Raw genomic sequence first — 26,745 nt, forward strand, 5'->3', positions numbered from 1 at the left:
TCTCAATGCGATGTCCTTTGCATTGTTACAGTGACATGTAACTGATATTTTCACCCTAAATGTATTTTATCCCCAGCCGTTAACATAAATACATTATTGATAGTTAATTGATTAAAGATCATCCATATGTGCGGGCTATATTTTTTGAGTGCTTGATTTTAATTAACTCATTGAAAATTAAATAAATTACCAAAAAGTCGAGAATCCGGACAACATGAGCGTAAGCCGCGTCCGCTCTCGCTTGCCATCAGTTTTCTATGGCTAATGCACAAGGTTATCCACAGGAATGGTGGATAACTCATTCAAGCCCATAAGGGCCGCGTGTTGGCGAAAAGCAAAGCTTAGCGATGTAATAGTGACAAACTGGCTTTTTTAGTGTTTTTTTTACATTTTTATTTCACCGCATATTTCAATTAGTGCTAACAAATCTATTTGCTAATTCTATAATTTCAGCATTCTACGTGTACAAATTGAACAGTCACCTACGTGACTGTATCTTTTGCACCATGTTCTGCTTGATAGCACTGCTTAAGTGCAAAGAATGCCCACTCTCCTGCTATCCCTCCCACGACTTGAGCTGTTTGAGTCTATCCTCGCGAGCCAAAACTATTTACAGCCCATTAACATACGCATTTTAGCTCGGTTCACCGCAACTTGGCCCAAGAGTTGCTTGATCTTGATAGAGAGATACTCACAACCACTCGTCAGAAAGATGGTTTTTATGCTGTGCTGCCGCTACCCAGTATGCAGATTTGCTGGTTAATCCTCACTAGCCGTTACAGAACACCGGGATACCTGTGAACAACTGAGACTGACTAAGGAGAAGCACTGATGCTGAGTTTAACCGCTGTAAATCAATACTATGGGCAGAATCATATCCTTTGGGATATCAATCTGGAGATTCCTCGCGGCCAATGTACCTGCCTAATTGGCCGCAACGGCGTAGGGAAAACCACATTAATTAATTGCATCATGGGCCATCTGCCGATTAAAAGTGGCACCATGACCTGGCAGCCTAACCATGAACCACCACAGAATTTGCTACAGCACCCTGTCGAGGAGCGCACCGCACTGGGCATCGGCTATGTTCCTCAAGGGCAACAGATTTTTTCCCAAATGAGTGTCGAGGAGAATATGTTGATAGCCGTGTTGGCTGGCCGCCATCAATCGCGCCATATTCCGAGCTGGGTTTTTGAGTTGTTTCCCCAGCTATATGACAAACGCAGTCTGCGGGGTGGCGAACTGAGCCGCAATCAGCAGCAACAGTTGGCCATTGCCCGTGCACTGGTGACCGAGCCGGAGTTGCTTATCCTTGATGAGCCGGGCAGTGGCGTGTTGCCACCATTACGTGAAGAAATCGGCAATATATTGCACCAACTCAGCAGCAGCTTTGGCATGACAGTATTGTTAGTCGAGCATAGATTGCCGTTTATTCAACATGTTGCGGATAGATTCTGTCTGATGGCAGGCGGCAGAAATGTGGCACAAGGGACATTAGATCAGTTGGATGAAAATATGATTATTGAGCATTTAACCCGTTGATATGGCGCAGGCAAGCTCCGTCAGCAGTATATTGGTGCCAAAAAAAAGTGGGCTAATAACCGCTATTAGCCCTTTTCGTCGCCTAATGGCTAAAAGTCCGTATTTACCGCGCCGCAGCCAGTAAACTTAAATCTAGATAGTCACCCAGATCAGAGCGCGTCGTCGCAGGATTATCAGCCAGATCATCCAAATGAGGAATCACGCCCAATAAGGGGGCGCTAATCATTTGTGTCAGTGTTGCCATGTATTCAGTTTGTCGCCGCCCCGCAGGGATCACTTCATTAGCGACCCAACCCACCAGACTCAGCCCCACCTGCTCAATAGCCAAAGCGGTCAACAATGCATGATTGATGCACCCCAGTTTTATCCCAACAACCATAATCACCGGCAATTGTTCTTGTTGCACCCAATCAGCAAAAGTGGCTTGTGGGGAAAGTGGCGTAAACCAGCCCCCCGCCCCCTCGACCAGTATCCAGTCAGCGGATTGCTCAAGCTGGCGCAACCCTTCAGATAACACAGACAAATGAATCTCTTGCCCTTCACTTACACTGGCAATATGTGGCGAAGTCGCCTCCAGCAATGTCAGCGGGTTCACCTGTGCATAAGACAATGCTTGAGTGCTGTTGGCCTGTAATGCCAGCGCATCACTGTTACGCAAGCCATCAGCCGTCATCTGGCTGCCCGAGGCCACCGGTTTATAACCGGCAGTGCGATACCCCTCAAGTGCAGCAGCTTGTAATAATGCACAACTGGCAACTGTCTTACCGACATCAGTATCTGTGCCGGTGATAAACCAACGTTTAGTCACGATAAATAACCCCATAAACTAAATGGTAACTCAGCGGATAATAACCGGATTGCATGTTATAAGCGCGCTGTAAGGCCATTAGGCGTTCGCGGCCACTCAACCCAGCCTCACGCCCCTGATGCAAATGCGTGGCACCAATGCCCTGTAGCGAGCGCATAAGCGCAATGACATTCGGAAATTGTTGCTGATATAACTGCGGTGTCAGCCTGTGCCGATAATCTTGGCAGGCCGCGCTAATGTGCTGAAATGGCAGGAAATCATTCACATGCCGCTGGCCATCAACCTGTTGCCATGCCCACCCCAACTCATCAAGTGAGCCACTTGCCAATGTTGAAAACAGAATGATCCCACCGCGGCGTGTAACCCGATACAGCTCAGTCAGCGCCACCGATAAATCGGCGCACCACTGCACCGCTAAGTTACTAAAACTGATATCAACTGATTGATCAGAAAGCGGAATATTTTCAATGTCGGCGAGAAGATAGTCATCGGCAGCCTGGTGTTGGCGGGCGTGTTCCAGCATCCCAGCCGCCAAATCCAATGCAATAACCTGCTTACCGCGCTCGCGCCATAGGCGAGAAAAATATCCGGTGCCGCAGCCCGCATCCAATACCCTTTGCCCCGGATGCTGCGCGCCGAGGGCCAGCAAGCTATGACCGGTTTCCCGCTGTAAATCGGCGGCGGTGTCGTAACTGCCAGCCGCCCGACTAAAAGCTGCGGCAATCGCCGGTTTATTCACTTTTGCTTTATTCACTTTCGGCTGATTCACTGCCCGCTTCTTACCCCATGCGGGCGGTGCATTTTCAGTGGCAAACGCCATATAGCACCTCCAGCAACCGGTCGATATCTTCACTTTGATGAGCCGAACTCAGAGTAATGCGCAATCGGGCACCACCAGGGGGAACTGTTGGCGGGCGAATGGCCGTGACCCACAAACCCGCTGCGCGTAGCTGTTGCGCCAATGCCACAGCCTGCTGATTGTCACCGACTAATAGTGGCTGAATGGCGGTGTCAGATGCGCCTAATTGCAGCGGTAAATCTGCCGCACCGCGGCGAAATTGTGCAATACGTTGCTGAAGTTGTTGGCGCAAATCATCACCTTGCTGAATACGCAGCAATGCAGCTTGCAAAGCACAAGCTTGTGCCGGGGGCATTGCGGTGCTGTATATCAGATGACGGGCATATTGCAGCAAATATTCGGCAACGGGTTCCTGACACAATACTGCTGCGCCGCTTAACCCAAATGCCTTGCCAAAAGTGACCACCAATAGCTCGGGCTTCACCCCTTGTAACTGACAACTGCCCCGCCCCGCTTCCCCCCGCACGCCGATACCGTGGGCATCATCCACTAATAACCAGCCCCCTGCCGCCGCAGTGTGTTGCTGTATTACCGCCAATGGCGCACTGTCGCCATCCATGCTAAAAACGCCTTCCGTCACCACCAAAGTTTGCCCTGAACACGGATTTTTGAGCAGTTTTTGCAGAGCATCGGGCTGATTGTGAGCAAAACGCCGCAGTTGAGCTGGCGAGTGTGCAGCGGCCTCCAGCAAAGAGGCGTGACTGAGTTTATCGGCCAAAATTCGGTCATCGACAGCAGTTATCGCCGCCAATACCGCCTGATTGGCCGCATAACCGGAGATAAATAACACCGCGCGCGGGTAACCCAGCCAGTCAGCCAATTGCTGTTCCAATTGGGCATGAGGCAAGCTGTAGCCCGTCACATGGCCGGAGCCGCCGCTACCCACGCCATAGCGCTGCGCCCCTTGCTGCCAGGCCGCAATCACCGCGGCATCCTGACTCAACCCCAAATAATCATTACTGGAAAAGTTAAGATATCGCCGCGCGCCGGTCTGCAACCAGCGCCCATTAGCGCCGTCATTCATTTGGCGACTGCGGTAAGCAGCTGCATCGCGCCGTTGCTGCAAACCCTGCTCTATTTTGTCCTGCCAGCTCATCAGACCGCCGCGTTATAAAATTGAACAGAGTCTTCGGACGAGGAGTCGCCGTGCAATAATTGCTCGGTCAAGGCCTGTTGTTGTTCACGATCACCGTGATCGGTTGCCGTCTGCTGTGGGTTCAGCCCCAATTTGCGGAACAGTTGTAAATCTTTATCTTCTTCCGGGTTCGGTGTGGTGAGTAATTTGCAGCCATAGAAAATGGAATTAGCCCCCGCCATAAAGCACATCGCCTGGGTCTGTTCATTCATCTGCTCGCGACCGGCGGAGAGCCGTACATAGGAGGTGGGCATCATGATGCGGGCAATGGCGATAGTGCGAATAAAGTCGAAAGCATCCACATCTTCGTTATTTTCCATTGGCGTGCCTTTCACTTTGACCAACATGTTGATCGGCACACTTTCCGGTGGTTTCGGCAAATTCGCCAATTGCACCAGCAACCCGGCCCGGTCACGAACGCTTTCCCCCAGCCCGACAATCCCACCGGAGCAAACTTTAATGCCCGCATCACGCACTTCGCTGAGAGTATCGAGCCGCTCCTGATAACTGCGGGTGGTAATGACACTGCCATAGAACTCCGGCGAGGTATCCAGATTGTGATTGTAATAATCCAACCCGGCATCGGCCAAACGGTGGGCTTGCTGCTTGTCCAAGGTGCCAAGTGTCATGCAGGTTTCCATGCCCATCGCCTTGACACCTTCGACCATTTTTTCCAGGTAGGGCATATCGCGTTCATGAGGGTTTTTCCAGGCCGCCCCCATACAGAAACGAGTTGAACCCGCCGCTTTGGCTTTTTTCGCTGACTCCAGCACTTGTTCGACTTGCATTAATCGCTCACTTTCCAGTCCGGTTTTGTAGCGCGAACTTTGTGGGCAATATTTACAATCTTCCGGGCAAGCACCGGTTTTAATCGACAACAAGGTACTGACCTGAACCTGGCGCGGATCAAAATGCTGACGATGAACAAGCTGTGCTTCAAACAATAAATCCAACAAAGGTTTTTCAAACAGGGCTTGGGCTTGCCCGACTGTCCAGCGAATATAATTTGCCATTACGGCCTCTCCAGGGAAGAGAAAAAAGTGTCGTCAGTGTAAATAAACTCGATATACTGTCAACCATTCTTGTATCAATTTGGTTTACAATAGAACCTCATGACACCTTCTGACCTGGCTTTTGACCAACGCCATATTTGGCACCCCTACACCTCAATGACCGACCCGCTCCCTTGCTATCCCGTGGTGGCGGCTGAGGGGGTTGAGCTACAACTGGCAGATGGTCGGCGGCTGATTGATGGCATGTCATCATGGTGGGCGGCTATTCACGGATACAACCATCCGGCACTGAATCAGGCGGCACACCAACAGTTGGATAAAATGTCGCATGTGATGTTTGGCGGTATCACCCATCCACCCGCAGTGAAACTCTGCCAACAACTGGTCGCCATGACCCCCCCGGCGCTGGAATGTGTGTTTCTGGCCGATTCGGGTTCGGTGGCGGTCGAGGTTGCCCTGAAAATGGCCTTGCAATACTGGCAGGCAAAAGGGGAGCGGCGGCAGCGGATTTTGACCCTACGCCATGGTTATCATGGCGATACTTTCGGCGCGATGTCAGTGTGTGACCCGCAGAATTCCATGCACAGTTTGTATCAAGGTTACTTAGCGGAAAATCTGTTCGCGACCGCGCCACAATGCCGCTTTGATGAGGAGTGGAACCCGGAAGACATCACGGATTTTGCTACCATGATAGCAAAACACGCAGGTGAAATTGCGGCAGTGATTTTAGAGCCAATAGTGCAAGGCGCGGGCGGGATGCGGATTTACCACCCCGCCTACCTGCGCGAGGTGAGAGCATTGTGCGATCAGCATAAAATTTTGTTGATTGCCGATGAAATCGCCACCGGTTTTGGCCGCACCGGTAAGCTTTTTGCCTGTGAACACGCACAAATCGTGCCGGACATTCTCTGTCTGGGTAAGGCGCTCACTGGCGGGTATTTGACTTTATCGGCCACACTGACCACCCGAAAAGTGGCAGAAACCATCAGTAATGGTGATGCTGGGTGCTTTATGCATGGGCCGACATTTATGGCAAACCCGCTGGCTTGCGCGGTGGCCTCGGCTAGTTTGAATTTATTGGCTGAAAATCACTGGCAACAGCAAGTTTCCGCCATAGAAATTCAGTTGAAACAAGCACTTTTGCCATTGACAGAGCATAAAACAGTGGCTGATGTTCGGGTATTAGGGGCCATCGGGGTAGTGGAAATGAAACAGCCGGTTAACGTCGCCCGCCTACAACGCGGTTTTGTCGAACACGGCGTGTGGATCCGGCCCTTTGGCAAGCTTATTTACCTGATGCCGCCTTATATTATTTCGTCGGAGGCATTATCTCGGCTGACTGATGCAGTGGCATCAGCAGTGGAAAGAGCCCATTAGAAAAATGACCTTATTGGCGTCATTGTCGCAGTCAGTTTGGATGCGGACAGCGCACAGTAACCGGAGCGTACAAAAAAGTACGTGAGGATTACGAGCACTGCCCAAATTCAAAATGGCAAGTAAAATAGCCTATTTCGCCAAAATACTGACCCACATCGGGCCTTTCCCGACTGGATAGCGGTTTAGCGTGGTCAGCTCGCCGCTGTTCTGGTCAATACGATACACTGCAATATGATCGGATTTCTGACCAGAAGAGATCAAGAACTGGCCGCTGTGGTCAATATTGAAACCGCGCGGCTGTGCTTCAGTCGGATGATGCCCGACCAAGGCAATCTCTCGCCCGTCCTCAGAAACACTGAAAATCCCCAACAAACTGGCGGTACGGTCACTAATATACAAATGGCGACCATTTGGCGTGATATGAATATCAGCCGCCCAACGGGTATCACTAAAGCCCGCTGGCATAGCATCCAGTGTTTGAATAATCTTATATTCTTGTCTGTTATTACTGATTTGGTATACATCAACCGAGCTATTCAGCTCATTCACACAATAAGCCACCTGCTGATTCGGGTGGAAAGCCATGTGACGCGGGCCAGCACCTGCGGCAACCGTCACACTCGCCTGCGCATGTGGGGTTAATTTGCCCGCAACACTCAAATCAAATAAACGCACTTTGTCTTCTTTCAAACAAGGCACCAACAGGATTTGATTGGTCGGGTCAATATTTGCCGAGTGCGGCGCAGGTAAGTCATCAAGCTGCTGAATAGGTGTCTGTACCACACCATGCTCATCAATGGGGCTGATACTGACACAGTTGAAACTGTAAGAAGCAGAGAACAAGAAACGGCCTTGTAAATCGGTACCAATGTGAGTTGGGCTGCCCGGCAGTGGGGCCATACCGGCGGCAGTCAAGGTGCCATCGTCGCCGATGTTGTAGCTAACAATGCCAAAATCAGGGCGAACGCCAACATACAGATGGCGCTGGTTTGGGTTGATTGTCATCGGCTGCACCTGGCCCGGCGCCTCTACCTTTTGCAGTAAAGTTAATGCGCCGGAGGAATCTAATTGCCAGACATGAATCTGTTGACTGTCTGGGCTTGCCACGTAAACCACTTGCTTCATCTCTACTCCTTAGTCGAACCTGTTGGGCAATGCTATTAACAAATTATTTATACCCTAGATAATACAACAGTCCGCCGTTGCGCGGCTCAAAACTTCTCCCGCTTATTTTTAACCGATTATGCTCCCCGCGCCCAAGCCAGGTTTAATCAGCCTGCTATCCGGTGTACCATCAGAAAATACTATCCAAACATATTATTTATATACTTTTTAATAAAACTGGGGCTGCCATGACATACCGTATTATTGCATTGGATCTGGATGGAACACTGCTCGACAGCAAGAAACGTATTTTGCCAGAATCTTTATCTGCACTGGCCCAGGCACGGGCTGAGGGTGTGAAAGTGGTGGTGGTCACTGGCCGCCATCATGTGGCGATTCACCCGTTTTATCAGGCTTTAGCGCTAGACACCCCCGCAATTTGCTGTAATGGCACCTATATTTATGATTATCAAGCCAAAAAAGTTTTGGATTCCAATCCATTACAGCCCCAGCAGGCGGTTCAAGTATTACAATTACTGGAACAAAGTGATATCCACGGGTTGATGTATGTCGATGACGCCATGCTTTATCAGCAGACCAGCGGGCATGTTGTTCGCTCCCTGAGCTGGGCCGAATCATTGCCGGTTGCCCAACGCCCAACACTGCTGCATGTCGAGAGCTTATTAGATGCTGCCCATAGCGCCAATGCCATCTGGAAATTTGCAACTTCCCATGCCGATATTGACCAACTAAAAGCATTCGCCAGCAAAGTAGAAAATGAAATGGGGCTGGCGTGTGAATGGTCGTGGCATGATCAGGTGGATATTGCGCAAGCCGGTAATAGCAAAGGGATGCGCCTGCAACAATGGGTTGAGTCTCAAGGTTTGAGCATGAAAGACGTGGTGGCTTTTGGCGATAACTTTAATGATTTAAGCATGCTTGAGACCGCCGGTTTAGGTGTGGCGATGGGCAACAGCGCCGATGCCATCAAACAACGGGCTGATTTGGTGATTGCCGATAACGAACAGCCGGGCATTGCCGCCGTTATCCGCCAGCATGTATTGGCTTAATCATTAAGCTGAAAAAAAGTGCCTCAATGACGGGCTTTTTAACCTATTGATAATAGCTAATTTTTGCGATTAAACGACACACTTTTTATCTGTGCGTAAACCCACTGGCCGGGCTTCAGCCCCAGCTCATCCCGCGCCCATGGTGTAATTCTCGCCCATAACCATTGGTCGCCAACCGCCAGTTTGACATCAATCTGCCCATCAACTTCAAGGCATTCGGCTATTTTTACCGGCAAGATATTGCGAATACTGCTGTTTTGCGGCGGCTGCAAGACTAAGGAAACATCGGCCGCATTAATCCGGATGCGCATTGAGTCGCCCTCTTGCGCCTCCAATTTGCCGACCCACAACCGCTGGTCGCCTAATGCCAACGCCGTCATTGCATAACGGTCATGATGACCAATGACATTCACCCGCAATATGCTGCTCGGCTCTTCCCGTTGCAGCCATGGGCGCAGTGCGCTACTGGCCCACACTTCCTCCAATCCACCTACCGCCCGAACTTTACCGGCATCCATCACCACCACTTGATCCGCCAGACGCAAAATCTCGTCCATGCTGTGGCTGACATACAATATCGGCGTATTGACGTCTTGCGCCAAGCGCTCCAGGTACGGCAACAGCTCGCGTTTACGCGGCAAATCCAGTGAGGCCAAGGGCTCATCCATCAGCAACAGCTCAGGGGCGGTCAGTAATGCACGGCCAATGGCCACCCGCTGTTTTTCGCCACCAGACAGGGTAAGTGGGAAGCGGCCTAATAGCGCCTCAATACCCAGCAAACCCACAATGGTATCAAACTGCCCGCGCATTGACGGCTTCATGCCATATTGCAAGTTGCCCATCACGCGATAATGGGGGAACAAACGCGCATCCTGAAAGACATAACCTACCCGACGTTTTTCCGGTGGCAGATAAATATTCTGTTCTGCATCCACCAGCACCCGGCCATTAAGCACAACTTTACCTTGCTGCGGGCAAGTCAAACCACCAATCACATTGATCAGCGACGTCTTACCGGCTCCCGACAAACCAAAAATAGCCGTAATGCCTTGGGCGGGTAAATTAGTGGTCACTTGTAAATGCAAATCACCCAGTTGTTGGCTGAAATCCAGTTCTAGCATGGTACCCCCATGCGCTTTTTACCCCAACGGGCCAGCCATTCCGACAACAACAGAGAAGCCAGCGACAGAATAATGGCGATAATACACAGCCGCGCCGCCGCAGCTTCAGCGCCGGGTGTTTCAATTAGGGTGTACATGGCCAATGGAATGGTGCGGGTTTCGCCGGGAATATTGGAAACGAAAGTGATGGTGGCACCAAATTCCCCCAGCGAACGGGCAAAAGACAATACCGTGCCAGCAATGACGCCCGGTAAAGATAGCGGCAATGTAATGGTGAAAAACACCCGCCACGGATTTGCCCCGAGAGTACGTGCAGCCAGCTCCAGGCGGGTATCGACCGCTTCCAGCGCCAGCCGGATGGCCCTGACCATCAACGGGAAAGCGACCACCGCCGAGGCCAACGCCGCACCGCGCCAACTGAAACTGAAATTGATGCCAAACCAGCTATAGAGCCATTCGCCAATAAAACCGCGCCGACCCATGCTTATCAACAGCAAATAACCAATCACCACTGGCGGTAACACCAGTGGCAAGTGAATCACGCTGTCTAACAAGGACTTACCGGGGAAGCGGCAGCGCACTAAAATCCATGCCATTAAAATACCTAATGGCAAACTGCACACCACCGCAACACCAGACACCTTCAGGCTCAGAATAATGGCCTGCCACTCATACTCGCTCAGAATCATTAGCGTGTGGTAAACCCATATTTTTCGAAAATAACTGCCGCTGCCGGGCTTTTAAGGTAATCATAAAAAGCTGTAACGGTAGGATTTTCATGACCTTTGACAACCGCCATTGGATATTCAACCGGCTTATGACTCGCTGCCGGGAATACCCCCACAACTTTCACTTTATCGCTGGCAATAGCATCTGAGCCATAGACGATACCCAGTGGCGCTTCGGCCCGCTCGACCAGTGCCATAGCACTGCGGACGTTATTGGCTCGCGCCATTTCTGGGGCTAAAGTTGTCCAGGCACCTAAATTCTCCAGTGACTCTTTGGCATAAATCCCAGCAGGAACATGATCAGGATCGCCGACAGCCAGGCGGCCGCCATCTAACAATTTCTTCCAATCGGTTTTTTTATCAATCTCGACTTTATCAATTTGGCTGTCTTTTGGCGCGATCAACACCAGTTCATTACCTAGCAGGGTATAGCGGGTGTTAGCCACCATTTGTTGTTTATCAATGGCATAATCCATCCATTGCTGGTCAGCAGAAATAAACAAATCCGCCGGTGCGCCCTGCTCAATCTGGCGCGCCAGAGTCGAAGAGGAAGCATAAGAAGCCACGACATCAACTTGCTTCTCTTTTTTATACTGTGCCGCAATGTCTTGCAGCGCATTGGTCAAAGAGGCCGCAGCAAAAACCGTCATGTCAGCCGCCATAGCCGAACTGGAAAATGCCGCCAACAGTGCTGCACTCGCGACCCATTTATTCACTTTACCGTATTGATTCTTCATCTTGTTCTCCACATGAGTGATATCGTTATATACATTGAAATATAACGTAACATTCCAGGCAGGTCATTCAGTTTATCGGCAAGATGTGAGGTAACTTGAGTTGTCGCAAGATAGCGCAAGAAATGCAGCAGAAGATAAAAACGAAAATGCCCGGCGTTCGTCCGCCAGGCATTTATAAGATGGATACAAACACGTCAAAAAATTTTAATGACTGTAGATTAAGCGCGTTCTTTCTTATTACTGCTTTTGGAGATGATGTTAAATACCTCACCCAGCCCATAGATCAGGCCCAAAATCACTGCCATCACTACCGGGACCATGACCACAGCAAAGAGCAGACTTTTCAATAGATCTAACATATCAACCTCTCATGACCACTTTATAGCGCGATAAACCACGTTATCACAATAACCAATAGATATCATTCGCTGTATTTTATATGAGCAATGAATGAATCCAGCTATTTTAACCCACACTAAAAGAATGTAACCTGCCAAACGTGCGGTTTGAACCTCGGCGCTATCCACTTGATGTTCATTGGATATACATCGATTGTGAGTCACAATATCCATTTCCCGCTGGAGCAAATAATCATGCAGGCCGAAATCCTACTTACGTTAAAACTTCAGCAGCGACTGTTTGCCGATCCACGACGTATTTCATTACTTAAACAAATACAAAATACGGGTTCTATCAGTCAGGGCGCGAAACTCGCTGGGATTAGCTATAAAAGCGCCTGGGATGCCATCAATGAAATGAATACATTGGCAGAGGAAACACTGGTCGAGCGCGCGACAGGTGGCAAGGGCGGCGGCGGTGCTTTTCTGACCCGCTATGGCGAGCGCTTAATTCAGCTTTATGATTTGCTGGCGATAATTCAACAAAAAGCCTTTGATACCCTGAAAGACGACTCCATGCCGCTGGACAGCTTACTCGCGGCCATTTCTCGTTTTTCACTGCAAACCAGTGCCCGTAATCAATTTTTCGGCACTGTGATTGAACGCGACCACCAGCATGTCCAGCAACACGTCAATATTCTTTTATCTGACGGAAAAACCCGGCTATCTGCGGCGATAACCCAGCAAAGTGCTGACCGGCTACAACTGACAACCGGTAAAGAAGTATTGGCACTTATCAAAGCGCCCTGGATAAAACTGGTGACTGACCAGGCGCTGGCGGGTGCTGCCGATAACTCTCTGCCAGGGACGGTAAGCAGTATCGAGCCAGGTAATGAGCACAGCGAAGTTATCTTGACCTTAGCGGGAGGTGCCAGCCTCTGTTCGACACAGAATAACAGTGAACTGCACAAGCTTAATTTACGTGTGGGCAGCCAGGTTATTGCACAATTCAATGCTGATCGCGTCATTATCGCGACACTTTGCTAAATAATTCAGATTAGTTATTAACCATGGGCAATATATTTACCTGTTGACATTTAACCCTATTCCGCCTATCCCTACATTATTATCACGTTGCAGAATATGGGAAAGATAATGTCTAAATTGCAAATATCGCAAGGTTGTTTTCGCCTAAGTGACACCAAGACACTCATCTTGCCCGAGCTTTCTATTTCCTCCGGTGATCAGAAACAGCCTGGCGATAGCTGGGCATTTGTCGGGGCTAATGGCAGTGGAAAATCGTCGTTGGCCAAAGCCTTATCAGGGGAACTGACCTTGCTTAACGGCACCCGCCAGAGCAATTTCAACCATATTGTGCGTTTGTCCTTCGAGCAACTCCAACAATTAGTCAGCGAAGAATGGCAGCGCAATAACACCGATTTACTCAGCGTCGATGAAGATGATACCGGGCGTACCACCGCCGAAATCATTCAGGAAGAATGCAGTGACACGCCGCGTTGCCAACAGTTAGCCGAGCAATTTGGTATCAGCCATTTACTCTCACGCCGCTTTAAGTATCTTTCGACCGGCGAAACCCGCAAAACACTGCTGTGCCGGGCATTAATGCCGCAACCCGACCTGCTGATTCTGGATGAGCCGTTTGACGGCCTGGATGTGGCCGCCCGCGCGCAGTTAGCCGGTATGTTGTCCACACTTTCTGATCACGGGGTCACACTGGTTTTGGTGCTTAACCGCTTTGATGATATTCCCGATTTTGTGCAACACGTTGGCGTGCTCGCCGACTGTCAATTGACCCATACCGGCCCGCGCCAACAGATCCTTGCCGAAGCTCTGATTACTCAACTGGCACACAGTGAAAACATTGATGGTTTGTTATTGCCCGAGACGGAAAATCCACAGCAACACACTCGCCCCCCACAAGATAAGCCGCTGATTATATTGTGCAATGGGGTCGTTGAGTATAATGACCGCCCCATTTTGCATAATTTGAACTGGCAGGTTAACCCCGGAGAACACTGGCAAATTATCGGCCAGAATGGTGCGGGCAAATCAACTTTACTCAGCTTGATTACTGGCGACCATCCACAAGGTTACAGTAATGATTTGACACTGTTTGGCCGCCGCCGTGGCAGCGGGGAAACCATCTGGGATATCAAGCGCCATATCGGTTATGTCAGCAGTAGCTTGCATTTGGACTACCGTGTCAGCACTAACCTGCGTACCGTGATTTTATCCGGATTTTTCGATTCAATTGGTATTTATCAGGCAGTATCAGACCGGCAACAGCAGCTTGCCGATCAATGGCTGGCTTTGCTGGGGTTTACCGCCGCAACTGCCGATCAGCCCTTCCACAGTTTATCCTGGGGGCAACAGCGGTTAGCACTGATCGCCAGGGCGCTGGTCAAACACCCTGCACTATTGATTCTTGATGAGCCGCTACAAGGTTTGGACCCACTCAACCGCTTGTTAGTGCGACGTTTTATTGATGTGATGATCGGCGAGGGGGAAACTCAACTGCTGTTTGTCTCTCACCACGCAGAAGATGCACCGCAGTGCATTACCCACCGGCTGACCTTTGTTCCTGCTGGCGATATTTATCAATATCAACAGGAGAAATTGCCCCGCTAAATGCGGTTAAAATATTCATATGATTATATTCTACTAAAAAATAATAGCCTCTTTTCACCCCAATTCTGGGGGTTATTTGCAGTCATTTATGCTAGCATTCCCACCATCAGATATGATTCATGCTGATGGCAGGAATGGTTTCGATTATCTGGTTTAAAATAGTTAGGATTTAACAACTAAAGGGATGATTTATGTGGGGCGTACTTGCTGCATCACTGCTTTTCTTATCAATTAACCGGGTACTCTCCCTGTTTCTTTTGGCTTTATCATTATCTATAGCCCTTTATCACGGCGTTCTGACACTCCCCTCGGCGGGGTTCTTGCTGCTGACACTGATAGTTGCCCTGCTGCTGAAAAAATACCGCCAACAAAAATGGCTGGCCGTCGGGCTAGAGTTGCTCTTGGTGCTCGCTGCTATCGTCTTATTCCTGCATCTGGTTCCTGGTTTTAATAACCTCAAAATATTAGATAAAGTCAAGGTTGGGCCGCTCAGCACCGCCTTTAGCATGTATTACAACCTTGATAAGGCGCTGATACCCTTTATTTTACTTGCTTGCCTGCCCACCCTGTTTGTTGCTAAAAAGCATCTATCTGTCGGGCGGCTCGGCTGGGCAACTTTGATTGTGAGTATTCCGGCATTGCTACTGCTGGCGGTCGCCTTAGGCGGTTTGAAAGTTGAAATGCACACTCCAGCATGGATTGGCTCCTTTGTTATCGCCAACGTGTTTTTTGTGTGTTTGGCCGAAGAAGCACTCTTTCGCGGCTATTTGCAGCAACGCCTAAGCCAATATGTTGGGAATTACCCAGCGCTGCTGCTCACTGCCCTGCTATTCGGCGCAGCGCATATCGCCGGTGGCCCGCTATTAATGGTCTTTGCCGCATTGGCTGGGGTGATTTATGGTTTGGCATGGCTGTGGAGTGGCCGTTTATGGGTGGCCGTGGCCTTTCATTTTGGCCTGAATTTAATACATTTGCTGTTCTTTACCTATCCGCTGTATTCCGCCCACTGATCTTTGCTGACTGCGGGCCAGGTGCCACTTTTCCCACGGCATCTGGCCGTAGCTATCACCAACAGGATATTCCTGCTAAATTTATGGATGAGAACGCTACCATTTCCTTCCTGTTTATCACGCCCGAAGTTTCTGAGTTTTCGCCCATTCTGACTGATTGCCCTGTATTTATACCCTGACAGAGATTAAGCTAGAATAAAATTAAATGTAAACGATTCCATTATTGAGCGCAGATCACCTTTTCTTACATAATGGCATGCTATCTTTCTGAGACAAAAATGATTCGAGGAGTCTTTATGTACGTTCTGGTAACAGGTGGTAGCGGTTACATTGGTAGCCATACCTGTGTACAGTTGATTGAAGCGGGTTACAAGCCCGTCATTCTCGACAACCTTTGCAACAGTAAATCCAGCGTATTGGCCCGGATACATCAATTGACCGGCTACACACCTGAACTTTATCAAGGTGATATCCGTGACCGCGCCCTACTCGACCAAATATTTGCCGCTCATTCTATTCATGCTGTCATTCATTTTGCCGGCTTAAAAGCTGTGGGCGAATCTGTCAGTAAGCCATTGGAATATTACAATAATAATGTCTTCGGCACCTTAGTCTTGCTGGACGCGATGCGCGCCGCTGGGATCAAAAACTTCATCTTCAGTTCTTCCGCCACGGTGTATGGCGATCAACCGCAAATTCCTTATGTTGAAAGCTTCCCGACCGGTTTACCTTCCAGCCCCTATGGCCGCAGCAAATTAATGGTTGAGCAAATTCTGCAAGATGTTCAATTAGCTGATCCGCAATGGAATATGACTATCTTGCGCTATTTCAACCCGGTGGGAGCGCATCCGTCAGGGCTAATGGGGGAAGACCCACAGGGTATTCCGAACAACTTGATGCCGTTTATTGCGCAGGTTGCAGTCGGCCGCCGTGAATCACTGGCGATATTCGGCGATGACTACCCGACCCCTGATGGCACTGGGGTGCGTGATTATATTCATGTAGTCGACTTAGCTGATGGTCATGTCGCGGCGATGAAAACACTGCACAACCAACCCGGCGTGCACATCTTCAATTTGGGTGCAGGTGTCGGCCACAGTGTTTTACAAGTGGTCGAGGCTTTCAGCAAAGCTTGCGGTAAGCCCCTGGCTTACCATTTTGCACCACGTCGCGCCGGCGATCTCCCGGCTTATTGGGCAGACGCCAGCAAAGCCGCAGAACAGTTGGGTTGGAGAGTCAGCCGCTCACTGGATGAAATGGCCGCTGATACCTGGCGCTGGCAATCATATAATCCTCAGGGCTATCCCGATTAAGGTATTGTTATGACTGATTTTAACCCTGTGGATCATCCACACCGCAGATATAATCCGCTCAGCGATCAGTGGGTTTTGGTCTCGCCGCATCGGGCCAAGCGCCCATGGCAAGGTCAGCAGGAAGCGCCCGCGACTGAGCGTTTACCCGCGCACGATGCTGATTGTTTCCTATGCCCCGGCAATACCCGGGTGACTGGCGACGTCAACCCTGACTATCCGTCAACCTATGTATTTACCAATGACTTTGCCGCGCTCATGCCCGACACCCCCGACGCGCCGCCAAGTGATGATCCACTGATGCGCAGTCAGTGCGCGCGCGGCACCAGCAGGGTTATTTGCTTCTCACCGGATCACAGTAAGACATTGCCGCAACTGACATTACCCGCACTGGAAGATGTCATCCAAACCTGGCAACAGCAAAGTGCCGAGTTGGGGAAAATTTACCCTTGGGTACAAGTATTTGAAAATAAAGGTGCGGCCATGGGCTGCTCGAATCCCCATCCACATGGGCAAATTTGGGCCAATAGCTTCCTGCCAAATGAAGCCGCGCGCGAAGACCGGCTACAACAGCAATATGTTCAACAGCATCAGTCACCTATGCTGCTCGATTATGCCGAACGTGAGCGCCGTGACGGCAGCCGGACGGTGGTTGAAACCGAGCATTGGTTAGCCGTGGTGCCCTACTGGGCGGCATGGCCGTTTGAAACCCTGCTGCTACCCAAAGCCCATGTCCTGCGTTTAGAGGATTTATCTGATGAACAGCGCCGCGATTTGGCTATTGCCCTGAAAAAGCTGACCAGCCGCTACGACAATCTGTTCTCATGCTCTTTCCCTTATTCAATGGGATGGCACGGCGCACCCTATAACGCCGATAACAACCAACATTGGCAATTACATGCACATTTTTATCCGCCATTACTGCGCTCTGCGTCAGTACGGAAATTTATGGTGGGTTATGAAATGCTGGCTGAAACCCAGCGCGATCTTACAGCAGAGCAGGCGGCTGAACAGCTGCGGGCAGTCAGTGATGTTCATTATCGAGAAGCCGGAGCCAAATAATGAGTTTAAAACAGCATACCCAGGCCATTTTCCGCCAACAGTTTAGCCGCGAACCTGACATCACCATTAAAGCGCCGGGGCGCGTCAACCTGATTGGCGAACATACCGATTATAATGATGGTTTTGTGCTGCCCTGCGCCATTGATTATGAAACCGTGATAAGCATTAGTAAACGTGATGACCGCCAGATTCGTGTTATTGCGGCTGATTATGAAAATCAGCAAGACATATTCTCGCTCGATGAGCCAATTGTCCCACATGCGCAATACCGTTGGGCAGATTATGTGCGCGGGGTGGTAAAACACTTGCAGCTGCGTCATGCCGATTTTGCTGGGGCAAACTTGGTCATCAGCGGCAATGTTCCACAAGGTGCTGGCCTGAGTTCATCGGCTTCTTTAGAAGTGGCGGTCGGACAGGCGCTGCAATCACTCTATCAGCTGCCCCTGAGTGGGGTGGAACTGGCGCTCAATGGGCAAGAAGCTGAAAATCAGTTTGTCGGCTGTAACTGCGGCATCATGGATCAGCTGATTTCAGCTCTCGGTAAACAAGATCATGCGCTGTTGATTGACTGCCGCACTCTTGAAACTCGCGCAGTGCCAATGCCCAAAAACGTGGCGGTGGTGATTATCAATTCCAATGTGAAGCGCGGCTTGGTTGATAGCGAATACAACACCCGCCGCGAGCAATGTGAAACCGCAGCGCGCTTCTTTGGGGTTAAAGCCCTGCGCGATGTTGACACTAAGCTGTTCTTCTCTATTGAGAATGAGTTAGACCCGGTGGTAGCTAAACGTGCTCGCCATGTCATTACCGAAAATGAGCGCACTCTGGCTGCGGCAGATGCATTGGCTGCTGGTGATTTGAAATTGATGGGACAATTGATGCACGAGTCTCATATTTCAATGCGTGATGATTTCGAGATCACAGTTCCGCCGATAGATAGCCTGGTGGATATTGTGAAATCCGTTATTGGGGAGCAAGGTGGTGTCCGTATGACTGGCGGTGGTTTTGGCGGCTGTATTGTCGCGCTGATGCCAAATTCGCTGGTCGAGCAAGTTCGTGCCGCTGTCGCGCAGCAATATCCAGCATACAGCGGCGGCAGGACTGAAACCTTTTACGTTTGCCAAGCTTCACAAGGAGCGGGTTTATGCTGAAAAACGACGCTGCATCACCAAGCAGTGTTGACCAGTTAGCACCGGATGGTCACCCTTTTGAATTGACCGAATTACATAATAAAGCCGGCATGAGCGTGACGCTGATGGATTGGGGCGCTACCTGGCTATCGGCCATATTGCCGCTAAAAGGGGGCGAAAAACGCGAATTGCTGCTGGGTTGCCAAACCCCGGCCGACTATTTGCGTCAGCGCGCTTATCTTGGCGCAACCGTTGGCCGCTACGCCAACCGCATTGCAAAAGCGCAAATCACCGTGGAGGGCGAAACCTTTCATTTGATAGCGAACCAAGGTGAGAATCAGTTACATGGTGGCCCGGAAGGTTTCCATACCCGGCGCTGGAAAAAGGTTAAGCAGGATGAAAAACAGGTGACTTATCAACTATTTTCTCCTGATGGCGATCAGGGGTTCCCCGGTAATCTGACTGTCGAAGCCCAATATTTACTGACTGAAGATAATCGCCTGGAAATTCACTATCAGGCGCAGGTCGATAAAACCTGCCCGGTCAACCTGACCAATCATGCTTACTTCAACCTGGATGGCGAAGGAAAAGACGTGCGTGGGCATCGATTACAGTTATTTGCCGACCGCTACTTACCCTCAGGCAGTGATGGACTCCCCATCGGCGGGCTAGAGAGTGTTGAAAGAACTGGCATGGATTTCCGCCAGGCTAAAACGCTGGCGCGCGACTTCCTAAAAGACCGTTGCCAGCAGCGGGTTAAAGGCTATGACCATGCTTATCTGCTGCACCGGACTTGTGGTGCGACTGAAAGCCCGGCAGCCCATTTGTGGTCATCCGATAATCAGGTTCAAATGAGTGTCTACACCACAGCACCGGCATTGCAGCTGTATAGTGGTAATTCCCTGAGCGGAGCCCCCGCGCGCAATGGCGGAACTTATGCGAACTACACCGGTGTGGCACTGGAAAGTGAATTCCTGCCTGATAGCCCTAATCACCCAGAATGGCCACAACCTGACTGCTGGCTAAAGCCGGGGAAAGTCTACCACTCGACCACTGTTTATCACTTTATTGCGCTATAAAAGCTTTGCCGCTCCAGCGGCAAGGCTAATGGCATAAGATACAACCGAATGACTACCCATATTCTGCGCCGCCAACTACCCTTAACTGCATCTGTCAGGCGGTGTTTAACCTGCTGCCCGCCCTTTCAGACCTTCAAACATCATCTTAAGGAATTCCTATGCGCTTAACGACTTTATGGTTACTCTCAGCCGGATTACTACTCAGTGCGAATGTGATGGCGGCGGATACAGCAGTGAAAACACCCTCGCCCGCTCAGGCTGCGCAACAGAAAAAAATGACCGACTGTAATCAGCAAGCTGCCACTCAATCGCTGAAAGGCGATGACCGCAAGAAATTTATGAGCCAATGCTTGAAAGCACAGGTTCATCCGGATGAAAAAGCGCTCACGCCACAACAGCAGAAAATGAAAAGTTGTCATGCTGAAGCCGCCACCAAAGCGCTAAAAGGCGATGCACGCAAAACCTTCATGAGCACTTGCCTGAAAAAAGCCGCTTAATCCCACGTAATTCTATGGGGTATTTACCACCCCATAGATTAATTAATTATAGCTATAGCAAAATCGATTCGACTCCCTGTCTTACGTTCCCTTAAAAAATTGGCTATGGTTAAACACAAACGATTGCTGTCTGTGGCAATCCCGCAATATAATGATAATAGTTATCATTGAATAAGTTAGATTGAGGAGTTTGAACTATGGCAGTAACAAAGCTGGTTCTGGTACGTCACGGCGAAAGTCAATGGAACAACGAAAACCGCTTCACCGGTTGGTATGACGTTGATCTGTCCGAGAAAGGCCGTACTGAAGCAAAAGCAGCTGGCAAGCTGTTGAAAGATGAAGGTTTTACTTTTGATTTCGCCTACACCTCAGTATTAAAGCGCGCTATCCATACCTTATGGAGCATCCTGGACGAACTGGATCAGGCTTGGCTACCAACGGAAAAAACTTGGAAGCTGAATGAACGTCATTACGGCGCATTGCAAGGTCTGGATAAATCAGAAACCGCCGCTAAATACGGTGATGACCAAGTCAAACTGTGGCGTCGCGGTTTTGCTATCACCCCTCCAGCACTGGATAAAAGTGATGAGCGCTTCCCTGGCCATGACCCGCGTTATGCAAAATTAACCGATGCAGAGCTGCCAACCACTGAAAGCCTGGCTCTGACTATTGATCGCGTTATCCCTTACTGGGAAGAAGTGATCAAACCACGCATCGCCAGTGGTGAGCGCGTTATCATCGCCGCCCACGGTAACTCACTGCGCGCGCTGGTTAAATATCTGGATAACCTGAATGAAGACGAAATTCTTGAGCTGAATATCCCGACTGGCGTGCCTTTGGTGTATGAGTTTGATGAAAACTTCAAACCAATCAAACACTACTATCTGGGCAATGCTGATGAGATCGCGGCTAAAGCTGCTGCGGTAGCCAATCAGGGTAAAGCGAAGTAATCATTCCTGATTCGTGCCATTAAAAAAACCCCCGTGCATCATGGATGCCGGGGGTTTTTATTGGCCAGATATTGGGAGAAACACTGCCCAAATTCAAAATGGCAAGTACGATAACCGTATTTTACCAGTAGGCGTTATCAGCGCAGGCAGTTTGGACGCGGACAGCGCGCAACAACCGGAGCGTACACAAGTACGTGAGGATTGTGAGCACTGCCCAAATTCAAAATGGCAAGTCCGGTAGCCTACTGGCGACGAGCCTTCACCGCGCCAGCCAACTGGCGTAGCAACACTTCAGTGTCTTCCCAACCAATACACGCATCAGTGACACTTTTGCCGTAAGTCAGTGGTTCGCCACTTTCCAGATTCTGGTTACCTTCTATCAGATGGCTTTCAATCATCACGCCCATAATAGATTTTTCGCCCTGCGCAATCTGGCGGCAAACGTCGGTTCCCACTTCCATTTGCTTTTTGAATTGCTTGCTGCTGTTAGCATGGCTGAAATCAATCATAATTTGTGGTTCGAGGCCAGCTTTGCTTAAGCCTTCTTTTACTGCTGCCACATGCGCACTGCTGTAATTCGGCTCTTTACCGCCACGCAAAATGATATGGCAATCATCATTACCGGCCGTGTTTACAATCGCCGAATGACCCCATTTAGTCACTGACAGGAAACAGTGTGGCGCGCTGGCAGCATTGATAGCATCAATAGCCACTTTAATAGTGCCGTCGGTGCCATTTTTAAAACCAACCGGGCAAGACAGCCCAGAGGCCAGTTCGCGGTGAACCTGTGATTCAGTGGTACGGGCGCCAATAGCCCCCCAGCTCATCAGGTCAGCCAGGTATTGCGGGGTTATCATATCCAAAAACTCCCCCGCAGCCGGTAAACCACTCTCGTTAATATCTAATAGCAACTTACGCGCAATACGCAGACCATCATTGATGTCGTAGCTACCATCCATATGCGGATCGTTAATCAGACCTTTCCAACCCACCGTAGTACGCGGTTTTTCAAAATAGACGCGCATCACCACTTCAAGCTCACCTTGTAGCTCTTCACGCAATGTCAGCAAACGGGCCGCATATTCTTTGGCCGCTTGGGTATCGTGAATTGAGCATGGGCCAATCACTACCAGCAAGCGATCATCCTGAGCGCGCAAGATGTTGTGAATCGCAGTACGGGTTTTGGATACCGTTTCTGCTGCATTGTTACTGGCCGGAAACTTCTCTAACAGGGCAACAGGTGGGAGGAGTTCCTTAATTTCATTAATCCGTAGGTCATCATTCAGGTAGTTCATAGCTCTTCCATTAAGTCTCTGACGGTCATCGCACAACCATTATTTAAGCAATCTATACCCTATATAATTCGAGTTGCAGGTAGGCGGCAAGTGAATGAATCCCGATGAGCTTACGGTGTTGTAAGTGATTCGGGTGATTGAACGCAGCCAACGCACATGTAGCTTGAAGTATGACGGATATAACTGAACCAATCTAACGGGTGAATGGGACGCTGTAAATCGACTTTATTGTATTAGAGGTTCAGTACAGATAAACAATGATTGATATGTATTATCTATAATACATATCAATCATTGAATGAAATCTTATTAGAGTTAACTTTCTCATTCTGTCTTCACCTTTTATGGTTAAAGGATAAATATGTCTGCATCATCGTTTTTCCCGCAAGACAGCAACAGCAAACGTCTGCTAATCGCTTTCGTGGTCACCACTGTGTTTATGGTGGCCGAGGCCATTGGTGGCTGGCTATCAGGCTCACTGGCGCTCTTAGCTGATGCCGGGCATATGCTGACGGATTCTGCTGCATTGTTTATCGCCTTAATGGCAGTCCATTTTTCGCAGAGGAAGCCGGACTCTCGCCATACCTTTGGTTATTTGCGCCTCACTACGCTGGCGGCTTTTGTTAATGCCGCTGCATTATTGTTGATTGTGGTGCTGATTTTTTGGGAGGCGGTTCAGCGCTTTTTTACCCCTCATGAAGTGATGGGAGGGCCAATGTTAATCATCGCTATCGCGGGGTTATGCGCGAATATTTTCTGCTTCTGGATACTTCATCGCGGTGAGGAAATAAAGAATATTAATGTGCGAGCTGCCGCTTTGCATGTCATGGGGGATTTATTAGGTTCAGTTGGGGCTATCGTGGCGGCAGTGGTGATCCTGACCACCGGCTGGACACCAATAGACCCGATTTTGTCAGTATTGGTCTCGGTATTGGTGTTACGCAGCGCCTGGCGGCTGTTGAAAGAAAGCTTTCACGAGCTATTGGAGGGGGCACCGCAAGAAATTGATATCAATAAACTACGCAAAAATCTCTGCACCAGCATATATGAAGTGCGGGATGTCCATCACGTACATTTATGGCAAGTCGGTGACCAAAAACTGATGACGCTGCATGTGCAAGTCATCCCACCGCAAGATAATGATGAATTACTGCAACGCATTCAGCACCATCTGCTGCATCATTATAATATTGGTCATGCCACCATTCAGATGGAATACCAACACTGCAAAGCACCAGATTGTGGCATTCATCAAGCCACCAGCGCAGGAGAGCACCATCATCACCATCATTGATGACCCTCAGTCAGGCGCATGCTCTGTAGCACTTCGCCTGACTGACATTTCCATCAACAGCTATTGGGATTAAATATTAATCACTCTGAGTAGACAGTGGGCGTGAATGATTCCGCGCCGCACTCTTAATCCACAACCAAGAACCATTCAGGGCGATCAGGGTCAGTAACACATATTCCAGCGCCATGGCGTAGACGCCCTGATAGGCGAAAATGGCCACACTAATGACATCAATAACCACCCAAATCAGCCAGTTTTCAACATATTTCCGAGTCATCAGAATCATCGCCACAATAGATAAGACCATCATGGTGGAGTCCCAGAATGGGAAAGCATCTGGTTGCAATTCAGGCATTTGGACATTAGCACCCAAACTTTGCATCACTGTCACTGCCGCGCGGGTCAGCCAGGCAAATACGGTATCAATATGTAATGTCATCAAGGTGATGCCCGCCACGCAGGCGGCCCCCCAAGCCAATGCTTTCGGCAAAGATAGCCAGCGGATTTTCAATTCAGCTTGGTTATCAGGAGTTTGCTTGCTCCAGGCATACCAACCATAAATATTGGCAACAAAGAAGAACAGCTGTAACAACAAGCTGGCGTAAAGTTGAATCTGGAAGAAAATCACCGCGAACAAAGTCACGTTTATCAACCCAAACAAGTAGTTGATGATTTTCTCTTTGCTGGCAAACCAGATACACAGTAACCCGAACAGTGTCCCAATCGCCTCTATCCATGAAAGGTCATACCCGCCCGCCCCCAGCGGAATATGGACTAATATGTTGCTGGTACTGAAGAAATCCATCTAGCAATCCTTTTCGCGGTTAATACAGTAGTGAATATACTCTAAATAATTCGAGTTGCAGGAAGGCGGCAAGCGAATGAATCCCGACGAGCTTACTGTAGTAAGTGATTCGGGTGATTGAGCGCGGCCAACGCACATGCAGCTTGAAGTATGACGAGTATAAGTGTTTAGGCATTGCCTTTGACTTGCAGTTTCAACTGATTGGCAAAATCCAACATGCGGTTTAGCGGTATCAGCGCCTGCTGACGCAATTCTTCATCAACATGTATCTCATGCATTGCTCCACCCTGCTCCAGCCCCTCAGCAATCGCTCTGAGGCCATTCATCGCCATCCACGGGCAGTGAGCGCAGCTTCTGCATGTCGCACCTTCGCCCGCCGTCGGCGCTTCAAATAATTCTTTATCGGGGCAAGCCTGCTGCATTTTGTAAAAAATGCCACGATCCGTTGCCACGATCAGTTTCTTCTGTGGCAATGTTTTTGCCGCCGTAATCAACTGGCTGGTTGAGCCGACAGCATCAGCCATATCGACTACCGCTTGCGGTGACTCTGGGTGAACCAATACAGCAGCGTCCGGGTGTAAGGCTTTCATTCGGGCCAACGCCTGGGTTTTAAACTCGTCATGGACGATACAGGCCCCTTGCCAGCACAATACATCTGCACCACTCTTTTTCTGCACGTAGCTGCCCAGATGCTTGTCTGGTGCCCAAATTATTTTCTCGCCCAAGCTATCGAGATGCTCGATTAACTCAACCGCAATACTGGAAGTGACCACCCAATCCGCTCGGGCTTTTACTGCCGCCGAGGTATTGGCATACACCACCACGGTGCGGTCAGGGTGACTATCGCAAAACGCCGCAAATTCATCAGCTGGACAACCTAAATCCAGTGAACATTCAGCATGGAGAGTTGGCATCAATACTTGTTTTTCAGGATTGAGTATTTTGGCCGTTTCCCCCATAAAGCGCACACCGGCGACCAATAAAGTCGATGCCGAATGACTATTGCCAAAGCGCGCCATTTCAAGGGAGTCTGCGACACAGCCGCCGGTCTCTTCAGCCAGTGCCTGAATTTCAGGATCAGTATAATAGTGAGCGACTAACACGGCATCGCGTTGCTTCAGCAGTGTCTTGATTTTCTCACGGTAAAAGGCTTTTTGATCCACATCCAATGGGACAGGCCGCGCAGGGAAAGGATAAATAGCCGCATTCACATCAAAAGTTTCGCTCATCGCTCACATCTCTATTGCCAGTTATTCCGGAGCCACTATACCACTCAGGCCACCAGTAAGATTAATTTGTTTTTTATCCTAAACAAAATACTTAATATTTAGCGAAAAGTCGCTCAAATTCGTCTGATAATGGCAAAAATGTTTAATAGAGTTAAAAATGAGGTGAAAATTTGAGTGACTGAAAGGATATCAGAGGATTATAGGGGTCTGTTTGGAATTCTGGAATAAGAAGTATAAATGAGATTGCTGGGGAAAAGTATAACAGGGAGAAGGATAACATCATAATGGTGGGTCGTGCGGGATGACTCGGCCGCTGGCCTCGCCCTTCGGGTCAACGCTGCGCGTTGCTGTCTCGCTTCGCTCGGCTCGAACCTGAACGCAGGATCTACTCGTATCATCTTGATACTCGCCCTGCGGGCCAACACAAGTGTTGTTCAAAATTGTTCCATACAATTTTGTCACCCACACGATATCGTGTCGTATATTGTTTCTGTGTTTGGGGGGGATTTACTAAGGTACTAGATATAATGGTGGGTCGTGCGGGATTCGAACCTGCGACCAATTGATTAAAAGTCAACTGCTCTACCAACTGAGCTAACGACC

The 26,745-nt window shown here is 49.6% G+C and carries 25 protein-coding genes and 1 other RNA gene; 13 read left to right on the forward strand and 13 right to left on the reverse strand.

The window, feature by feature from the left end; translation table 11 throughout:
- Positions 1 to 831 precede the first annotated feature (831 nt).
- Positions 832 to 1,542, forward strand: coding sequence for an ABC transporter ATP-binding protein (locus FTA91_RS07915; RefSeq protein ID WP_145534667.1), 711 nt, complete (start codon positions 832 to 834; stop codon positions 1,540 to 1,542).
- A 103-nt stretch (positions 1,543 to 1,645) separates the two neighbouring features.
- On the opposite strand, the gene bioD is transcribed toward FTA91_RS07915, so the two are convergent.
- The 4 genes from bioD to bioB are packed head-to-tail and all read right to left on the reverse strand — an operon-like array spanning position 1,646 to position 5,357.
- A complete protein-coding gene (bioD, locus tag FTA91_RS07920) occupies positions 1,646 to 2,350 on the reverse strand; it encodes a dethiobiotin synthase (RefSeq protein WP_050112779.1) in 705 nt (234 codons plus the stop codon).
- The gene (gene bioC / locus FTA91_RS07925; protein ID WP_050112778.1) at positions 2,343 to 3,170 is read right to left on the reverse strand and encodes a malonyl-ACP O-methyltransferase BioC; all 828 of its coding nucleotides are present in this window, start codon (positions 3,168 to 3,170) and stop codon (positions 2,343 to 2,345) included. Before bioC ends, bioD begins: the two co-directional genes overlap by 8 nt.
- The gene (gene bioF / locus FTA91_RS07930; protein WP_145534664.1) at positions 3,154 to 4,305 is read right to left on the reverse strand and encodes an 8-amino-7-oxononanoate synthase; all 1,152 of its coding nucleotides are present in this window, start codon (positions 4,303 to 4,305) and stop codon (positions 3,154 to 3,156) included. The genes bioC and bioF overlap by 17 nt, the downstream gene beginning before the upstream one ends.
- Positions 4,305 to 5,357, reverse strand: coding sequence for a biotin synthase BioB (bioB, locus tag FTA91_RS07935; protein ID WP_145534661.1), 1,053 nt, complete (start codon positions 5,355 to 5,357; stop codon positions 4,305 to 4,307). Before bioB ends, bioF begins: the two co-directional genes overlap by 1 nt.
- A 99-nt stretch (positions 5,358 to 5,456) precedes the next feature.
- On the opposite strand from bioB, the gene bioA reads away from it, so the two are divergent.
- Positions 5,457 to 6,734, forward strand: a complete 1,278-nt coding sequence (bioA, locus tag FTA91_RS07940) for an adenosylmethionine--8-amino-7-oxononanoate transaminase (RefSeq protein ID WP_050112771.1) — start codon at positions 5,457 to 5,459, stop codon at positions 6,732 to 6,734.
- Positions 6,735 to 6,863: 129 nt separating this feature from the next.
- On the opposite strand, the gene pgl is transcribed toward bioA, so the two are convergent.
- Entirely contained in the window at positions 6,864 to 7,859 is a 996-nt protein-coding gene (gene pgl, locus FTA91_RS07945; protein ID WP_050112770.1) for a 6-phosphogluconolactonase, read from the reverse strand.
- A gap of 227 nt (positions 7,860 to 8,086) precedes the next feature.
- Here pgl and FTA91_RS07950 point away from each other — a divergent pair, with 227 nt between their 5' ends.
- Positions 8,087 to 8,908 (forward strand): pyridoxal phosphatase, encoded by an 822-nt coding sequence (locus FTA91_RS07950; protein ID WP_050112768.1) that lies wholly within the window; start codon positions 8,087 to 8,089, stop codon positions 8,906 to 8,908.
- A gap of 56 nt (positions 8,909 to 8,964) precedes the next feature.
- Here FTA91_RS07950 and modC read toward each other — a convergent pair whose 3' ends face one another.
- The 4 genes from modC to FTA91_RS07970 form a co-directional block, all read right to left on the reverse strand.
- Positions 8,965 to 10,029: a molybdenum ABC transporter ATP-binding protein ModC gene (modC, locus tag FTA91_RS07955; RefSeq protein ID WP_145534658.1), complete on the reverse strand. Its 1,065-nt coding sequence runs from the start codon at positions 10,027 to 10,029 to the stop codon at positions 8,965 to 8,967.
- On the reverse strand, positions 10,023 to 10,718 hold the full coding sequence (modB, locus tag FTA91_RS07960; protein WP_050112764.1) for a molybdate ABC transporter permease subunit: 696 nt from the start codon (positions 10,716 to 10,718) through the stop codon (positions 10,023 to 10,025). The genes modC and modB overlap by 7 nt, the downstream gene beginning before the upstream one ends.
- Complete coding sequence (gene modA / locus FTA91_RS07965) at positions 10,718 to 11,494, reverse strand: molybdate ABC transporter substrate-binding protein (protein WP_050112761.1); 777 nt, start codon at positions 11,492 to 11,494, stop codon at positions 10,718 to 10,720. The genes modB and modA overlap by 1 nt, the downstream gene beginning before the upstream one ends.
- Before the next feature lie 218 nt (positions 11,495 to 11,712).
- Positions 11,713 to 11,853: an AcrZ family multidrug efflux pump-associated protein gene (locus FTA91_RS07970; RefSeq protein ID WP_038634585.1), complete on the reverse strand. Its 141-nt coding sequence runs from the start codon at positions 11,851 to 11,853 to the stop codon at positions 11,713 to 11,715.
- Between the two features lie 234 nt (positions 11,854 to 12,087).
- On the opposite strand from FTA91_RS07970, the gene modE reads away from it, so the two are divergent.
- From modE to gpmA, 9 genes are all read left to right on the forward strand, one after another.
- A complete protein-coding gene (gene modE / locus FTA91_RS07975) occupies positions 12,088 to 12,879 on the forward strand; it encodes a molybdenum-dependent transcriptional regulator (RefSeq protein ID WP_050112758.1) in 792 nt (263 codons plus the stop codon).
- 108 nt (positions 12,880 to 12,987) lie between these two features.
- Positions 12,988 to 14,481 carry a molybdate ABC transporter ATP-binding protein ModF gene (gene modF, locus FTA91_RS07980; RefSeq protein WP_050112757.1) on the forward strand — a complete coding sequence of 498 codons (1,494 nt, stop codon included), beginning with the start codon at positions 12,988 to 12,990 and terminating at the stop codon, positions 14,479 to 14,481.
- Between the two features lie 191 nt (positions 14,482 to 14,672).
- A complete protein-coding gene (locus FTA91_RS07985) occupies positions 14,673 to 15,491 on the forward strand; it encodes a CPBP family intramembrane glutamic endopeptidase (RefSeq protein ID WP_050112755.1) in 819 nt (272 codons plus the stop codon).
- A 296-nt stretch (positions 15,492 to 15,787) separates the two neighbouring features.
- The gene (gene galE / locus FTA91_RS07990) at positions 15,788 to 16,804 is read left to right on the forward strand and encodes a UDP-glucose 4-epimerase GalE (RefSeq protein WP_050112753.1); all 1,017 of its coding nucleotides are present in this window, start codon (positions 15,788 to 15,790) and stop codon (positions 16,802 to 16,804) included.
- Between the two features lie 9 nt (positions 16,805 to 16,813).
- On the forward strand, positions 16,814 to 17,863 hold the full coding sequence (gene galT, locus FTA91_RS07995; protein WP_050112751.1) for a galactose-1-phosphate uridylyltransferase: 1,050 nt from the start codon (positions 16,814 to 16,816) through the stop codon (positions 17,861 to 17,863).
- Positions 17,863 to 19,014: a galactokinase gene (galK, locus tag FTA91_RS08000; protein ID WP_145534655.1), complete on the forward strand. Its 1,152-nt coding sequence runs from the start codon at positions 17,863 to 17,865 to the stop codon at positions 19,012 to 19,014. Before galT ends, galK begins: the two co-directional genes overlap by 1 nt.
- On the forward strand, positions 19,008 to 20,072 hold the full coding sequence (gene galM, locus FTA91_RS08005) for a galactose-1-epimerase (protein ID WP_145534653.1): 1,065 nt from the start codon (positions 19,008 to 19,010) through the stop codon (positions 20,070 to 20,072). Before galK ends, galM begins: the two co-directional genes overlap by 7 nt.
- Positions 20,073 to 20,230: 158 nt before the next feature.
- Positions 20,231 to 20,569, forward strand: coding sequence for a PsiF family protein (locus tag FTA91_RS08010; RefSeq protein WP_050112746.1), 339 nt, complete (start codon positions 20,231 to 20,233; stop codon positions 20,567 to 20,569).
- 197 nt (positions 20,570 to 20,766) lie between these two features.
- Positions 20,767 to 21,519: a 2,3-diphosphoglycerate-dependent phosphoglycerate mutase gene (gene gpmA, locus FTA91_RS08015; RefSeq protein ID WP_004391569.1), complete on the forward strand. Its 753-nt coding sequence runs from the start codon at positions 20,767 to 20,769 to the stop codon at positions 21,517 to 21,519.
- 242 nt (positions 21,520 to 21,761) lie between these two features.
- Here gpmA and aroG read toward each other — a convergent pair whose 3' ends face one another.
- Complete coding sequence (gene aroG, locus FTA91_RS08020; RefSeq protein WP_050112743.1) at positions 21,762 to 22,814, reverse strand: 3-deoxy-7-phosphoheptulonate synthase AroG; 1,053 nt, start codon at positions 22,812 to 22,814, stop codon at positions 21,762 to 21,764.
- Between the two features lie 361 nt (positions 22,815 to 23,175).
- Here aroG and zitB point away from each other — a divergent pair, with 361 nt between their 5' ends.
- Positions 23,176 to 24,108, forward strand: a complete 933-nt coding sequence (zitB, locus tag FTA91_RS08025) for a CDF family zinc transporter ZitB (protein WP_050112741.1) — start codon at positions 23,176 to 23,178, stop codon at positions 24,106 to 24,108.
- Positions 24,109 to 24,184: 76 nt separating this feature from the next.
- On the opposite strand, the gene pnuC is transcribed toward zitB, so the two are convergent.
- The 3 genes from pnuC to FTA91_RS08040 form a co-directional block, all read right to left on the reverse strand.
- A complete protein-coding gene (pnuC, locus tag FTA91_RS08030; protein WP_050112739.1) occupies positions 24,185 to 24,913 on the reverse strand; it encodes a nicotinamide riboside transporter PnuC in 729 nt (242 codons plus the stop codon).
- 167 nt (positions 24,914 to 25,080) lie between these two features.
- A complete protein-coding gene (gene nadA, locus FTA91_RS08035) occupies positions 25,081 to 26,142 on the reverse strand; it encodes a quinolinate synthase NadA (RefSeq protein ID WP_050112737.1) in 1,062 nt (353 codons plus the stop codon).
- A 285-nt stretch (positions 26,143 to 26,427) separates the two neighbouring features.
- Positions 26,428 to 26,551, reverse strand: a non-coding RNA gene (locus FTA91_RS08040) — RtT sRNA.
- Between the last annotated feature and the right edge of the window lie 194 nt (positions 26,552 to 26,745).

It is taken from the genome of Yersinia thracica (assembly GCF_902170565.1).
In the GTDB taxonomy this organism is placed as follows: domain Bacteria; phylum Pseudomonadota; class Gammaproteobacteria; order Enterobacterales; family Enterobacteriaceae; genus Yersinia; species Yersinia thracica.